Source organism: Amycolatopsis viridis (assembly GCF_011758765.1).
Taxonomy (GTDB): Bacteria; Actinomycetota; Actinomycetes; order Mycobacteriales; family Pseudonocardiaceae; genus Amycolatopsis_E; species Amycolatopsis_E viridis.
Window position 1 is genome coordinate 5,175,388 of the sequence record NZ_JAANOU010000001.1, and the last position, 14,509, is coordinate 5,189,896.

The 14,509-nt window shown below is 72.1% G+C and carries 14 protein-coding genes; 9 read left to right on the forward strand and 5 right to left on the reverse strand.

Annotated elements, in window-relative coordinates:
- The first annotated feature begins 567 nt into the window (after positions 1-567).
- A complete protein-coding gene (locus tag FHX46_RS25590; protein WP_167121677.1) occupies positions 568-1,248 on the forward strand; it encodes a M23 family metallopeptidase in 681 nt (226 codons plus the stop codon).
- Between the two features lie 19 nt (positions 1,249-1,267).
- On the opposite strand, the gene FHX46_RS25595 is transcribed toward FHX46_RS25590, so the two are convergent.
- A complete protein-coding gene (locus FHX46_RS25595) occupies positions 1,268-1,519 on the reverse strand; it encodes a hypothetical protein (RefSeq protein WP_167119965.1) in 252 nt (83 codons plus the stop codon).
- 158 nt (positions 1,520-1,677) lie between these two features.
- Positions 1,678-4,083 (reverse strand): DNA helicase PcrA, encoded by a 2,406-nt coding sequence (gene pcrA / locus FHX46_RS25600; RefSeq protein WP_167100311.1) that lies wholly within the window; start codon positions 4,081-4,083, stop codon positions 1,678-1,680.
- Between the two features lie 110 nt (positions 4,084-4,193).
- Between pcrA and FHX46_RS25605 the strand changes: the two genes are divergently transcribed.
- The 7 genes from FHX46_RS25605 to FHX46_RS25635 all read left to right on the forward strand — a co-directional run bounded on the left by FHX46_RS25605 (position 4,194) and on the right by FHX46_RS25635 (position 10,573).
- Positions 4,194-4,589: a DUF1707 SHOCT-like domain-containing protein gene (locus FHX46_RS25605; protein ID WP_167119968.1), complete on the forward strand. Its 396-nt coding sequence runs from the start codon at positions 4,194-4,196 to the stop codon at positions 4,587-4,589.
- Between the two features lie 164 nt (positions 4,590-4,753).
- Entirely contained in the window at positions 4,754-5,059 is a 306-nt protein-coding gene (locus FHX46_RS25610; RefSeq protein ID WP_167119971.1) for a chorismate mutase, read from the forward strand.
- A gap of 63 nt (positions 5,060-5,122) precedes the next feature.
- A complete protein-coding gene (locus FHX46_RS25615; protein WP_167119974.1) occupies positions 5,123-5,428 on the forward strand; it encodes a hypothetical protein in 306 nt (101 codons plus the stop codon).
- Between the two features lie 347 nt (positions 5,429-5,775).
- Positions 5,776-6,834 carry a hypothetical protein gene (locus FHX46_RS25620; RefSeq protein WP_167119977.1) on the forward strand — a complete coding sequence of 353 codons (1,059 nt, stop codon included), beginning with the start codon at positions 5,776-5,778 and terminating at the stop codon, positions 6,832-6,834.
- Positions 6,835-6,992: 158 nt separating this feature from the next.
- Positions 6,993-7,835, forward strand: a complete 843-nt coding sequence (locus FHX46_RS25625) for a hypothetical protein (protein ID WP_167119980.1) — start codon at positions 6,993-6,995, stop codon at positions 7,833-7,835.
- Positions 7,836-8,018: 183 nt separating this feature from the next.
- Positions 8,019-9,545, forward strand: coding sequence for a serine/threonine-protein kinase (locus tag FHX46_RS25630; protein ID WP_167119983.1), 1,527 nt, complete (start codon positions 8,019-8,021; stop codon positions 9,543-9,545).
- 83 nt (positions 9,546-9,628) lie between these two features.
- Positions 9,629-10,573, forward strand: a complete 945-nt coding sequence (locus FHX46_RS25635) for a serine/threonine-protein kinase (RefSeq protein WP_167119986.1) — start codon at positions 9,629-9,631, stop codon at positions 10,571-10,573.
- Here the strand turns inward: FHX46_RS25635 and FHX46_RS25640 are convergent.
- Entirely contained in the window at positions 10,570-11,460 is an 891-nt protein-coding gene (locus tag FHX46_RS25640; RefSeq protein WP_167119988.1) for a LysR family transcriptional regulator, read from the reverse strand. The two genes, FHX46_RS25635 and FHX46_RS25640, sit on opposite strands and share 4 nt — an antisense overlap.
- Before the next feature lie 82 nt (positions 11,461-11,542).
- Here FHX46_RS25640 and FHX46_RS25645 point away from each other — a divergent pair, with 82 nt between their 5' ends.
- Positions 11,543-12,463, forward strand: a complete 921-nt coding sequence (locus FHX46_RS25645; protein ID WP_167119991.1) for a DMT family transporter — start codon at positions 11,543-11,545, stop codon at positions 12,461-12,463.
- On the opposite strand, the gene FHX46_RS25650 is transcribed toward FHX46_RS25645, so the two are convergent.
- Entirely contained in the window at positions 12,421-13,095 is a 675-nt protein-coding gene (locus tag FHX46_RS25650) for a response regulator (RefSeq protein ID WP_167119994.1), read from the reverse strand. The two genes, FHX46_RS25645 and FHX46_RS25650, sit on opposite strands and share 43 nt — an antisense overlap.
- On the reverse strand, positions 13,092-14,432 hold the full coding sequence (locus FHX46_RS25655; protein ID WP_167119997.1) for an ATP-binding protein: 1,341 nt from the start codon (positions 14,430-14,432) through the stop codon (positions 13,092-13,094). Before FHX46_RS25655 ends, FHX46_RS25650 begins: the two co-directional genes overlap by 4 nt.
- Positions 14,433-14,509 lie beyond the last annotated feature (77 nt).

Here is a 14,509-nt window from a genome sequence, read left to right on the forward strand (position 1 = left end):
GGCCTCGGCGCCGAGAGCCGCGGGCACACCACGACCCGTGCCTGGCACCGGCCGCCCGGCGCGGACCGCCTCACCCAGGTGATCACGTCCCGCGCGGCGTCGCCACCGACACCGGCGCCCGACGCTAGCAAGCCGGGAAGGTTGCCCCGGAAACCCCACGAGCTAACAAACCGTGTCGCACATCACACCAATGGCGGAATATCGCGTCTACCCAGTGTCATCGACACTGATCGGCCGCGAGCTCCCGCGCCACGTTCGGCCCAGAGGGCGTTCACTCCTTGCCGCCGACCACATCCCTTCGTTACTGTCCCCCGGTCCCCATCACGGTCAGGTCACGATGTGGGCGGCGGGCAGCCACCCCGAACGGTTGCCCACCGGGATCCCCCGCCCGGAACCCGCCCGCTGACCCCCTGAGTAACGGAAGGCCCCGACTTGGCTCGATACCGCTCCCCCGGCGGCCAAGCTCCTTCCCCGGTACTCGACGACGACGCTGCGGACGGCGCCGTCGTCCGGGTCCGGGGCGCTCACCGGCTCCCCGCGCCGTCCTCGGCGCTGCGTGGCCGGGTCGTGGTCGCCGCCGTGGCGGCCGGCGCGTTCGCCGCTGCCGCCGCAGGACAGACCCTCCAGTCCGTGCAGACTTCCGACGCCGACGTGGCTCCCCTGGCCAACACCGGGGACGCGAGCGCGTCGTTCGCGGTCGGTGGTGACGCCCCCACCGGCGCCCCCGAGATCCTTCCCGCGGCCAACTTCACCGACGCGTCGGCGGAGGTGCAGCGCCTCACCGACAGCGAGAACGTCACGATGGCCCGGCGGAACCACGATGCCGAAGTCGCCCGCGCCGCGGCCGAGGAGGCTGCCCGGCCCAAGACCTGCCTGCCCGCCAAGGGCACGTTCACCTCCGGCTTCGGCGCCCGCTGGGGCACCAGCCACCTCGGCGTCGACATCGCCAACTCGATCGGCACCCCGATCTACGCCGCGACCGACGGCGTGGTGATCGAGGCCGGCCCGGCGAGCGGCTTCGGCCTGTGGGTGCGGATCCAGATGGACGACGGCACCATCCAGGTCTACGGCCACGTCAACACCTACTCGGTGCGCGAGGGTCAGAAGGTCAAGTGCGGGCAGCAGATCGCCGAGATCGGCAACCGCGGCCAGAGCACCGGGCCGCACCTGCACTTCGAGATCTGGCAGAACGGCACCCGCAAGATCGACCCGCGGCCCTGGCTCGCCGCCCGCGGCATCAGCCTCTGACGGCCCCTCCCTGGCCCGGTCACGGGTCCGGCCGCCGCACGAAGTAGGCCACCGCGACCTGCCAGACCCCGCACAGCCGTCGCGACGTACGCCGGCACCGCAGGCACCGGCCGTCCGGCCCGCCGTGCCGCTCCAGGAGAGCCTGCCAAGCGGCGAGGACCACGAGGGCCTCGCCGGCCGGTAACGCCCCGTCGTGGACCACCCGCGCGACCATGCGCTCGATCCGCTCCAGGACGCCTGCCCGCACGTACGGGAACCACTGCCTGCCCACACCACGACCTCCCCAGGTTCGAACTCGCGTTCGAGACAGGTATAGCGGAGGGGTCCGACAATTCCGGGACGGCCGGTGAGCCGGGCTCGCTCATCACCCGATCGGAGCAGGCAGCGAGGCCCGGACCGCCGCCGGGATGTGGCGGCCCGGGACGAGACCTACAGCTTCACCATCGGGACGCTGCCGATCAGCATCAGCTTCACCTTGCCGGCGCTGCCGAAATCGATGGTGGCGGTGGCACGTGGACCCTCACCGGACGCTTCGACCACCGTGCCGAGACCGTACTTGTCGTGGTTGACGCGGTCGCCCACCTCGAGCTTCAGCGCCACGGTGTTCTGCCAGCCCTTGAACGGCGTCGACCGCATGCCGCGGGCCGCGATCCCGGCCTGCGCGGAGTCCTCACCGAAACGGGAGCGCCGCCCCCAGGTGGTCGCCGCCCGGGGCGAACCGAACGACGGCTCCGCGGCCGACGACGGCTCCTCCCGGCGCCAGTCGAGCAGCTCGGACGGCACCTCGTCGAAGAACCGGGACGCCGGGTTCGTCATCGGCTGTCCCCACGCCGAGCGCGTGATCGCCCGGCTCAGGTACAGCCGCTTGCGCGCCCGCGTGATGGCCACGTACGCCAGCCGCCGCTCCTCGGCCAGCTCGGCGGGCTCGCCCAGGGCCCGCAGGTGCGGGAAGACGCCGTCCTCCCAGCCCGTGCAGAACACCACCGGGTACTCCAGCCCCTTCGCGGTGTGCACGGTCATCAGCGTGACCACCCCGGAGTCCTCCTCCTCGCCGTCGGAGTCCGGTGTCGGCACCGAGTCCGCGTCGGCCACCAGCGAGACCCGCTCGAGGAACGCCGCCAGCGAGCCCGGCTCGGGTACGCCCGCGTCGTCCTCGGCGAGCGGCGGCATCTCGGCAGCCTGCTCGGCGAACTCCCGCGCGACGGTGACGAGCTCGGTCAGGTTGTCCACCCGGGAGGCGTCCTGCGGGTCGTCGGACTCCTCCAGCTCGGCCCGGTACCCCGTGCGCTCCAGCACGGCCTCGAGCACGTCGGCGACCTCAGCGCCCTCCTCGACCAGCGCGATCAGCCCGTCGAGCAGCTCGACGAAACCGGCGATCGCCTTCTGCGAACGCGGGTTGAGCAGCGGCACCTTGCCGGCCACCGCGTCCCGCAGCGCGGCCGCGAACGAGATCCGCTCCCGTTCGGCGTGCGTGGCCACGCACGCCTCGGCCCGCTCGCCGATGCCCCGCTTGGGCACGTTGAGGATGCGCCGCAGGCTGACCGTGTCCTCCGGGTTGGCCAGCACCCGCAGGTAGGCCAGCGCGTCCCGCACCTCGCGGCGCTCGTAGAAGCGGACGCCGCCGACCACGCGGTAGGGCAGCCCGAGCCGGATGAAGATCTCCTCGAACACCCGCGACTGGTTGTTGGTGCGGTAGAACACCGCCACGTCGGAGTACTTCGCCTCGCCCTGGTCGACCAGTGCGTCGATCTCGCCCGCGACGAAGGCCGCCTCGTCGTGCTCGTTGTCGGCGACGTAGACGCCGATCTTCTCGCCGTCGCCGGAGTCGGTCCACAGCCGCTTGTCCCGCCGGTTCGGGTTGCGCGAGATGACCGCGTTGGCGGCGGACAGGATCGTCTGGGTGGAGCGGTAGTTCTGCTCCAGCAGGATGGTGCGGGCGTCCGGGAAGTCCCGCTCGAACTCCTCGATGTTGCGGATGGTGGCGCCGCGGAACGCGTAGATCGACTGGTCGGCGTCACCGACCACGCACAGCTCCGCCGGCTCGACACCGCCCTCGGTCCGCGTGGTGCCCACCAGCTCCCGGACCAGGGTGTACTGGGCGTGGTTGGTGTCCTGGTACTCGTCGACCAGGACGTGCCGGAACCGGCGGCGGTAGTGCTCGGCCACGTCGGGGAAGGCCTGGAACAGCTCGACCGTGCGCATGATCAGGTCGTCGAAGTCGAACGCGTTCGCCAGCCGCAGCCGCCGCTGGTACTCGGTGTAGACCTCGGCGACCCGGCGCTCCAGGTCGTTGGACGCCTTCGCCGTGGCGTCCTCCGGGTCGGTCAGCTCGTTCTTGTGGTTGGAGATGTGCACCGCCAGCGCGCGGGCCGGGTAGCGCTTGGGGTCGATGTCCAGGTCGCGCGCGACGAGGGTGACCAGGCGGCGCGTGTCGTCGGCGTCGTAGATCGAGAAGTTCGACGACATGTCGAGCGTCTTGGCCTCGCGCCGCAGCAGCCGCACGCACATCGAGTGGAACGTGGAGACCCACATGGCGTTCGCGCGCCTGCCCACCAGCTCGCCGACGCGCTCCCGCATCTCGGCCGCGGCCTTGTTGGTGAACGTGATCGCCATGATCTCGCCGGGGTGCACACCGCGCTCGGCCAGCAGGTAGGCGATGCGCCGGGTCAGCACCCGGGTCTTGCCGGAGCCCGCGCCGGCAACCACCAGCAGCGGCGCACCGGTGTGCGTGACCGCTTCCCGCTGCGCGGGGTTGAGGTCGGCGAGCAGATCGGCGTGGCGGCCCGGCGCGGGACGCGCGGGCGGCTCGGCGGGGAGGTCGAACAGGGTGCTCATCGGTTGTCCACGCTACCCGGGGGCTCCGACGGTTTACCGCGGTGGACGTACGGCGAGGTGTCGTCACCGGATGGACGCGCGGCGGCCCGCCACGGCGGACCATCGACGGCATGAACACACCATCGAAACGGATCCGGGCCGCGGACCAGGACCGGGAGCGCGTGGCGGCCCGGCTGCAGCAGGCCGGCGGCGAGGGCAGGCTGTCGCTCGCCGAAACCGAAGACCGGATGGGTGCCGCCTACGCGGCGACCTACCTCGACGAACTGGCCGAGCTCACGCAGGACCTGCCACGGCCGGCGCCGGCGGAACCAGCGAAGCCACCGCGGTTCCCCGTGCCGCTGCGGGTGCACGCCGCGGTCGTGGCCCTGTTGTCGGTGCTGCTCGTCGTCCGGTTCGTCGCGTCGGGCGCGCCGTTCTTCTGGCCGGCGGTGCCGTTGTTCTGGCTGGGTGTGAGCCTGCTCGCGCACGCGGCGATCCGCTACCGGCGGCGAGCTGTGCCATACTGATCTCGTGCAGCACCACGCGTACCGATTTTTCTACGGGATCCGGACTCCGGCTCCCGTGATCGCGTAGGTGCCCACACCACCGTCACTGCAAGCCCCGGAGTCCGCGGACCCGGGGCTTTCGTCGGCTTCGGGGCCGCGCGGTCCGGAACCGACCGGAGGGCCCGATGAACGCACAGACACATGAGAAGGACACCTCGCCGGAGTCCTCGGGGGAACCCGTGGCGACGGCCGAGGAGATCGCCGAGCTGCGCGAGGAGATCGACTGGCTGGACGCGGAGATCCTGCGGCTCGTCAAGCGCCGCGTCGAGGTCTCCCGCCGGATCGGCGCCGCGCGGATGGCCGCGGGCGGCACCCGCATCGTCTACAACCGCGAAATGGACGTGCTCGCCCGTTACCGCGAACTCGGCCCGGACGGCCGTCAGCTCGCCATGGCCCTGCTGAACCTGGGGCGTGGGCGGCTCGGCCGCTGAAAACGTCGGAATCCGGGGGTTTCCCGGAGGCCGGACAGCGTGGCGGACGGGCACACTGGAGACATGATTAACGTCATCGCGGTGATCATCGCGATCGCCAGTGTGCTCGCCTCGCTGGCCCACGTGGGCTACCTGGCGCTGCTGAACAACGCGGCGAACAAGCGGGCCGGCGGTGCACCGGTGGCGCAGTACGTGCGCAGCCGGTGGGCGCTCGCCGGCGGCACCACCGCCGCGTCGCTCCTCGCGTGGCTGTTCACCTCGGGCGGCACCGGGATGGACATCCTCGCGATCATCGTCGCCGCAGGCAGCGGCGCGGTAGCCACCAAGGCCCTGCAGTCCACGCAGGCGCGCTACCGAAACGGTGGCTGACGAAGTGTGAAAGCCCCGACTGAGTGAACTTGCGGGCTCACGCTTTGACAACTGACGCCTGCTCTTACCCTTGATGGCGTGGAACGGCCTGGATTCGCCTCCACGCGCCCGGCGCACCGCCGCGCGCGTGCAGGCGAACGTGCACCAGCACTTGCACCGGCTGCTCCATCCGGTCGAATCGGCACGGGTCCGGCGTCAGAGTGCGCGCAGGGCGGTGTCCACACGGCATGACACGCGGGGCCGAATTCACGGACAGCTCTCGTTCCGGGACCGGCCGGCACCGACGTGGTGCCGGAACCTGGACCCCGGTCGTTCCGGCACACCGGCCGGGCGCCGGGCGGGCACCCATGCCGGCCGACCCGCCTGCCCGCGGCTCGCTGGCGCTCACCAGTCTGATCCCGGATGCCCGGCCCGCGACCGAGGTGTTCCCGCCCGCACACGGTGAGCTGCCCGTCACCGGTGCCACGGCACCGTCCCGGCGGACGCCGGAGCAGCCGCCCCGGCGCACCAAGGTCAAGCTGACCCCGCCGCGCTGCCGGTACGCCAACGACCCCGATCGCATCGACGACACGGATGTGCGGGTCTACGAGGTCGCCCCGGCGACCGGCCTCGGCTCGTTCGACCTCGGCAACGTGCCCGCGTCGGTGACCCCGCCGCGCAGCTGGCGCAAGGCCGCCTGGTTCGCCACCGCCTCGTCCGGTGGCGTGGTCGTGGCGCTGATGTTCGCCGGCTCGGCGTTCGTCGCCAAACCGGCGCCCGACCAGGCCGGCGGCGGATGGATCCCCGGCCTCGGCGGCGGCGTGCCCACCCTCTCCGGGGAGCAGATCGCGCCGCCCAGCCCCGGCGGCGACGAGAGCCACACGACGGCGAGCACGCCCCACGACGAAGCGACCCCGCCGGCCACGGACCCGGTCTCCGCGGATGCCGGGGCGACCGGAAGCGCCGGCGTACGCGCACCGGGCCGGAGCACGGCCGAGAGCACCACCTCGTCCACGGGGCCGGCGAGCGAACCGGCTGCCGCGGCACCCGCTTCCACCACCCCGGCCGTCCCGCGCAAGCCGCCGCCGTCGCCCGCGCCCTACGACGCGGACCCCACCCGGTTCACGTTCTCCCAGGAGGACCCGAAGAAGCTGGCGAGCACGTCGCAGAGCTACCTCGACACGGTCACCGAGAACGCCGAGGCGGCCCACGAGATGACCGGCGGTGGGCTGCGGCAGGAGGGCATCGAGGGCCTCCAGCGCAAGTACGCGCAGGTGGCCTACTTCGAGGTCAAACACATCCGGGTGCACCAGTACGATGGCAAGGCGGTGTGCACCGTGCAGACCGTCTACAAGGACGGCCGGCAGGTCACCGAGGAACGCACGCTCGAGTTCTCCGGAGACAAGATCACCAGCGACGATGCCTGAAGCCCGACTGCGCCAGGTGGGTGATGGTCACTGCCGTTCGTCGTACCGTGACGCCCCTCCACCGATCGTGGGTGGCCGGTAACGCGCGACCGGGGTTCGCTGATGAACAGCACGACAAACCCCGGTCCCCCGACACGGAAGATCCAGACGACAGGTCCATGAGAGTCGCACACGAACGGCAGCGCGAGACCCGCGCGCCGGAGGCCCTCCGCGTCGAGGAGCTGATCTCCCCCGAGATCCTCGACAACGAGATGGTCGACCGCGAGTACCTCACCCAGGTGTTCCGCGAACCGCGGAAGTACCTGCCGCCACCGCGCGTCCGGAACCGGACCGAGCCGCAGCGGGAGCCGGAGAGCCGGGGCGCGAAGCTCGCCAAGCTCACCGGGCTGACCATGGCCGGCACGTTGCTCGTCGGCGCCGTCGTCGCGTCGTCGGTCCTCAGCCGCAGCCGGGACCAGTCGGCGGCACCGGCCGCACCCGTTCCGCCGCAGATCACCGGCGTCGCCGCGCTGGGCGGGTTCGCGTCGACCGGGACGCCGCAGGCGCGGCGGGGCGGTAACGCCGCCGGTCACGCTCCGGCGAGCACCAGCTCGGCCGCTCCGGCGCCGGTGGCCCAGACGCAGACACCGGCGGCCGGCGCCCTGACCCCACCGGGCAGCTCCGCCGCGCCGACGACCACGGCACCCGCGCCGACGCCGGCGCAGAAGCTCGCGGTGGTCCGCGAGTTCTACCGGCGGGTGGACGACGCGCCGGAGAAGGCGCTGGACCTGCTCAGCCCGGCGCTGGCCGGTGAGGAGGCCGGTGACCTCGTGCGGGCGTGGAGCACCATGCGCCAGGTCGAGGTGACCGACGCGCACGTCCAGCCCGACGGGTCGGTGCTCGCGGTGGTGCTGATGCGCCGCGACGACGGCACGCGGCTGCGGGTCACGCAGCAATTCGGCCTGGACCGGACCGGCCGCAGCATCTCGGAGGCGGTCCTGCTGGCCGCCGAGGAGCTGTAGCGGCTGCTATACCAGGCGTGGTCTTCCCACGCCAGACAGTGCCGGATGCATGTGCGCAGAGTGAGCACCCTAGCCTTGACCGAAACGGATCTGGCCAAACCGGCCTACGGGCCGAGCTACGTGCAGAGGCTCCCAGGCGTGCGGCACTGCGTCACGCCCTGAAACAGCCCCGAAGGAGGTCGCGTGAGCGACGAGGGTCGCCTGGTCGCCGGCCGGTACCGGATCGAACGGCGAATCGGCACCGGCGCCATGGGCACGGTGTGGCAGGCGCACGACGAGCTGCTCGGACGAGCGGTCGCGATCAAGCAGCTGCTCCTGCAGCCGGGGCTGGACCCGCACGAGGCCGAGGACGCCAAACAGCGCACCATGCGCGAGGGCCGGATCGCCGCGCGGTTGCACCATCCCAACGCGATCTCCGTGTTCGACGTGGTCACCGACGACAACGGCCACCCGTGCCTGGTGATGGAGTACCTGCCGTCGACCAGCCTCGCCGAGCTGCTGCGGGAGCGGAAGACCCTGCCGCCGCGCGAGGTCGCGCGCGTCGGCGCCCAGATCGCCGCCGCGCTCAAGGAGGCGCACGCGGTCGGCATCGTGCACCGCGACATCAAGCCGGGCAACATCCTCCTCGCCGACAACGGTGTGGTGAAGATCACCGACTTCGGTATCTCGCGGGCCAAGGACGACGTCACGGTCACCAAGACCGGGATGATCGCCGGCACCCCGGCCTACCTGGCGCCGGAGGTCGCGATCGGTGGCGACCCCGGTCCGGAGGCGGACGTCTTCTCGCTCGGCTCGACGCTGTACGCGGCGTGCGAGGGCCAGCCCCCGTTCGGGCTGAGCGAGAACACCCTGAGCCTGCTGCACGCGGTCGCCGCGGGGCAGATCAACCCGCCGCGGCAGTCCGGCCCGCTGGCGAGCGTGCTGGCCGTGCTGCTGCACCCCGAGACCCGCCACCGCCCGACCGCCGCGGAGGCGGAGGAGCTGCTCGCCGCGGTGGCCCGCGGCGAGACCCCGCTGGGCGGTCCGGCGGCGGAGACCCGGTTCGCACCCTCGGGCGGGGCGCTCGCCGGCGGTGCACTCGCCGCCGGAGCGCTCGGCGCGGCTGCGGCCGCCGGGAGCACCCGAGCGATGCGTGGCGACAACTTCGGCCCGCAGGCGGGCACCCTGGGCGCGGCGGGCAACCAGTTCTACGACGAGTACGACGACTACGCGCCCACTTCGGCCTACCCCGCGGACGACTACGACCGCCAGGGCGCGACCCGTGCGGCGCCGGCCGGCCACGACGACGAGCCGGCACCCGCCGCGGACGCGGACGACGAGGACAAGCCGGGCAAGTGGAAGGTGCCGGCAGCCATCGGCGCCGTGGTGGTCGCCGGTCTGGTGGCCCTCGGCATCTGGCTGTTCAGCGGACCGGGCGACAACCCGACGAACACCACCGAGACCAAACCACCGGCCATTCCGGCGCCGCTGACGAGCTCGCCGGTGGGGAAGACGGAGAACTGGACGCCGACCGCGGGCAGGCCCACCCAGTTCGACGACGTGCCGACGAAGGCCACCGGTTCGCGTCGCAGTACCTTCGAGGAGAGTGCCGTGGAGCACCCCACCTCGCCTCCCAAGCAGACCTCGTCCAGGACAGTGGTCCAGACCACTCAGCCGGAGAAGACCCCGACCGACGAGTCGTCGGCGCCGCCGTCGAACAGCAACCCGTAGCAACGACAGCCGGAAACCTTCCGGATCAGTCAGTAGGGTGGTGGGGGAAACCATCCGACACGCCGGGACGACGAGAGGGTGTAGTGGGTACTGAGGACGCACTCGTCGGCGGCCGGTACCGGCTGGATCAGCCGATCGGTCGCGGGCGGGCCGGGATTGTCTGGCTGACGTACGACACACAGCTGAACCGCACCGTCGCCGCGAAGAAGATGTCCGTCGCGCCGGGCCACAGCGAGCAGGCCGTCGCCACCGCGATGGACGAGGGCCGCGCGGCGATGCGGATCCAGCACAACTGCGCGATCGGCGTCTACGACGTGTTGCGGGACGGGCCGGACCCGTGGCTGGTCATGGAGTACGTGCCGTCCCGCAACATGGCGGACTTCCTCACCGAGTACGGCACCCTGACCCCGGAGCAGACCGCGTTCCTGGGTATCCAGCTGGCCTCCGCGCTGGCCGCGGCCCACCAGGCCGGCGTCGTGCACCGCGGTCTCGAACCGGGCAACGTGCTGCTCGCCGACGACGGCGGCGTCAAGGTCACCGACATCGGGTTCACCGGCGCGGGGTTCAACCCGGCCTACCGGGCGCCGGAGCTGTCCCGCGGAGCGACTGCGGCACCGGCCACCGACGTGTTCTCCCTGGGCGCGACGCTGTACACCGCCGTGGAGGGCGTGCCGCCGTACGGCGAGCACGGCAACGGGCCGCTGCGGCAACCCGAGAAGGCCGGTGTACTCGCACCGGCGCTGATGAAGCTGCTGCGCGAGGACCCGCTGAGCCGCCCCACGCTGCGCGACAGCATCACCTCGTTCCAGGCCATCACCCAGGGACGGCAGACAGCCTTCATCCCGCCGACCGCGCCCGCGTTGCCCACGGTGCCCGCGTTCCGGGCCCAGGAGCCGCCGCCCCCGCCGCCACGGCAGCCGGTGGTCAAGCTGTCCCCGGCACGGGTGCGCCAGCTGATCCTGGCAACCATGGCGGTGCTGGCCGCCGCCGCGATCGGGATCGGGGTCACCCAGCTGCTGTTCCTCTAGGCCCCGCGGGTCTTGAGCACCTGGATCAGGTGCCGGACGGCCGGCTGGTCGCGCGACCGGGTCGCGACGACGGCGTGGATCGGGCGGATCGGTTCCGGGTTGCGGATCCGGCGGACCACCGCGCCCGGCTGCGGCGCGCCCAGGCCGAGCACGGGAACCAGGCTGATTCCCAGCCCGGCCGCGACGAAGCCCTGCGCCGTGGCGTAGTCCTCGCACTCCATCGCGAAGTTCGGCACGAAACCGGCGGCTCCGCAGGCCGCCATGAGCACGTCCCGGCAGGGGCCGGGGGTGACTTCGTTGTTGATCCACGGCTCGTCCGCCAGGTCGGTGAGGTCCACCACCTTCTTGCGGGCGAGCGGGTGCGTCTTCGGCAGCGTCACCCGGTACGGGTCGTCGAGCAGGTGGTACTGCTCGACCCCGGCCTTGCGGTACTCACCGTGGAACACCACGATCGCCACGTCGGCGTCACCGTTTTCCACCTGCGACAACGCCTCCCCGGGTTCGAGGAGCCGCAGGTCCAGCTGCACACCGGGATACTCGCTGCGCAGCGCCGCCACCGCCGGGGGCACCAGCGACGCACCGGCGGTCGCGAAGTAGCGGATTGCCAGGCGGCCGGTGCGGCCCGCCTTCAGGTCGGCCAGCTCCGCCTCGGCCTGGGACAGCTGGACGGACAACGCCTCGGCGTGCTCGGACAGCAACGCGCCCGCGGGCGTGGGCCGAACACCGCGGCCGACCCGTTCCAGCAGGAGCGCGCCCGCCTCGCGCTCCAAAGTGGACAGCTGCTGGCTGATCGCGGACGGGGTGTAGCCGAGGTTCCGGGCGGCGGCACTGATCGAGCCGCCCACCACCACGGCCCGCAGCACCTGGAGTCGCCGGACGTCGAGCATGACCCGATCCTACAGTTTTGCTAACGCTGGCGTGCAGGAATTTTCGCTTGTCCTTACGTGTCGCGCCCGCGATGGTGGAGTCGTGGGTGAACTGAAGACACTTCTGCGCCTGGGTGCGCTGGCGCTGATGTGGGGATCGAGCTTCCTCTGGATCAAGATCGGGCTGACCGCGTTCACGCCGGTGCAGCTCGTGCTCATCCGCACGGCGCTGGGCAGCGCGGTGCTGGTCGGGCTCTGCTACGGCGCGGGCGACCGGCTCCCGGCCGGCCGCCGGATCTGGCGGCACCTGCTCGTCGCGGCGTTGTTCCACAACGCGGTGCCGTTCCTGCTGATCGCGGTCGGCGAGCGGACCGTCAGCTCCGGCATCACCGGGGTGCTGAACGCGACCGTCCCGCTGTGGACGCTGGTCATGGCGCTGTTGGTGGGCACCGAGCGCCGGCTCGGCCCACCGAAGCTCGCCGGGCTGCTCGTCGGACTGGCCGGCAGCGTGCTGATCTTCGCGCCGTGGCAGGAGTCCGGCCTGCTCAGCTGGGGCGCTCTGGCCTGCGTCGCCGCCGCGGTGAGCTACGGTTTCGTGAACGTCTACGAGGGCAAGTACCTGTCGGCCGTGGGCTCGTCGCCGGTCGCGGTCGCGGGAGCCCAGATGAGCGCCGCCACCGGGCTCACGGTGCTCGCGATGCCGGTCGGCGGCACGGCACCGGTCCACCTGTCCCCCGGGCCGGTGATCGCCGTGGTCGTCCTCGGGGTGTTCTCGACCGGGGTCGCGTTCGCGCTGAACTACCGGCTGCTGGCGACCGAGAGCGCGGTCACGGTGTCCGTCGTCGGCTACCTGCTGCCCGTGGTGTCCCTGGTCCTCGGCACGCTCGTCCTCGGCGAATCCCTCAACCCGCGTGTGCTGACCGGGGTGGCCGTCGTGCTGGCCGGTGTCGCGCTCACCCGCGTGCGACGGCGGGTCGTGACTCAGACCAGCCTGCGGTCGGAGGCCCAGCGGGAAAGCTCGTAGCGGTTCGACAGCTGGGTCTTGCGCAGGACGCTGGAGACGTGCGTCTCGACGGTCTTGACGGAGATGAACAGCTCCGAGGCGATCTCCTTGTAGGCGTAGCCGCGCGCGAGCAGGCGCAGGACGTCCCGCTCGCGCGGGGTCAGCAGGTCCAGCTCCGGGTCGCTGATCGGCGCGGAACCCGGCCGGTCGGCGAACGCGTCCAGCACGAACCCGGCCAGCCGCGGCGAGAACACCGCGTCGCCTTCCGCGACGCGGGCAACCGCGCGGACCAGCTCCTTCGACGAGATCGTCTTGGTGACGTACCCGCGCGCCCCGGCGCGGATGACCGCGATGACGTCCTCGGCCGCGTCGGACACCGACAGCGCCAGGAACACGACATCCGGCAGCTCTTTGCGCACCCGGCGGAGCACCTCGGCGCCGCCGCCGTCGGGCATGTGCACGTCGAGCAGCACGACCTGCGGCTTCGTGCGGACGATGCCGGCGACCGCCTCGGCGACCGAACCTGCCTCACCGACCACGCGCACCTCGTCGGTGATCGAGTCCAGTTCGGTGCGCACCCCCGCCCGGAACAGCGCGTGGTCGTCCACCAGGAACACGCTGATGGGGGCTTTCGGCTGCGGTGTCTCGCTCAACGCGTCCCTCCGGATTCGGCTTTGATCGGCATTTCCAGCTGCACCTCTGTCCCGTCCCCCGGCGCCGTGCGCAGCCGTACCGTGCCGCCGTTGCGCTCCATCCTGCCCCGGATCGAATCGGCCAGGCCATGCCGGTCCTCCGACACGCTGTCCGGGTCGAAGCCCTTGCCCCGGTCGCGCACGAACACGGTCACCGCGGTGGGCTCCACCTCCGCGTACACGCTCACCTCGTCGACGCCCGCGTGCTTGGCCGCGTTGACCATCGCCTCGCGAGCGGCCAGCACCAGCGCGACGAGGCGGTCGTCCAGCTCGGCGTCACCCACCACGACCTGCGAAACCGAGATCGCGAAGGTGTCCTCGACCTCGCCGCACGCGGTCGCGACAGCCTCCGACAGGCGGCCGCCGCCGACGTTCTTCGGCGCGCCGTAGCCGGCCGGGCCGTACAGCCAGCCGCGCAGCTCGCGTTCCTGGCTGCGCGCCAGCCGGGCCACCTCCTTCGGCGCCTCGGCCTGCTTCTGGATCAGCGCGAGGGTTTGCAGCACCGAGTCGTGCAGGTGCGCCGCGATCTCCGCGCGCTCCTCGGTGCGGATCCGGGCGCGCCGCTCCTCCCCCAGGTCCCGCACCATCCGCAGCCAGAACGGCACGGTCAGCACGGCCACCCCGACCAGGGTCGCGAGCACCGAGATCAGCGCGAACTGCACCTGGCCGAGCGTGCCGCTGCGCAGCACCACGACGGCGATGCCGGCGATCACCAGCGCCACGCCGGCCAGGACGCGGATCGCGGCCGACCACCCGCCACCACCCAGGACCACGCCCGCGACGCTGGAACGCGCGCCTTCCCGCCAGCGGCGGCGCTGCGACTCGTCCGCCTCTCGCCAGACAACGGCGGCACCGACGAGGGCGAGCGCCAGCGGCACCGCGACCCACCCGTTGATCGTGCCGGTGATCGCACCAACGGCGACCAGCAGGCCGATGCCCAGGACGAGCAGGCCGATCGCTTGCTGCTTCTCCTTCGGCGTGGACGGCGCGTCGGCCTCCTCGCGGCGCTGCTGCGGCACGAACACCCACAGCAACCCGTAGGCCACCAGGCCGGCCCCGCCGAAGGCGGCCAGCACCGCGAAGACCGCGCGCACCCACAGCACCTTCACGCCGAGGTGGTCAGCGAGGCCGGAGGCCACACCGGCGACGATGCGGCTCGACCGGCGGCGGTACAGCTTGGGCCGCTCGTCGGGCTCCGCCAGCTCCGTCCCGGCCGCCGCCGTCACGGCCGTCTCACCCGCGGGACGCGGTAGCGGCGTGGCGGTCTCGGTCCGGGGCTCTTCCTGCACGTGATCCATGGTGGCACGGCGGCGAACACGATCCATCGGGGAATTCCCCCGGGATCCCCGCCCACGAAATCTCAGGGTCGTTCCCC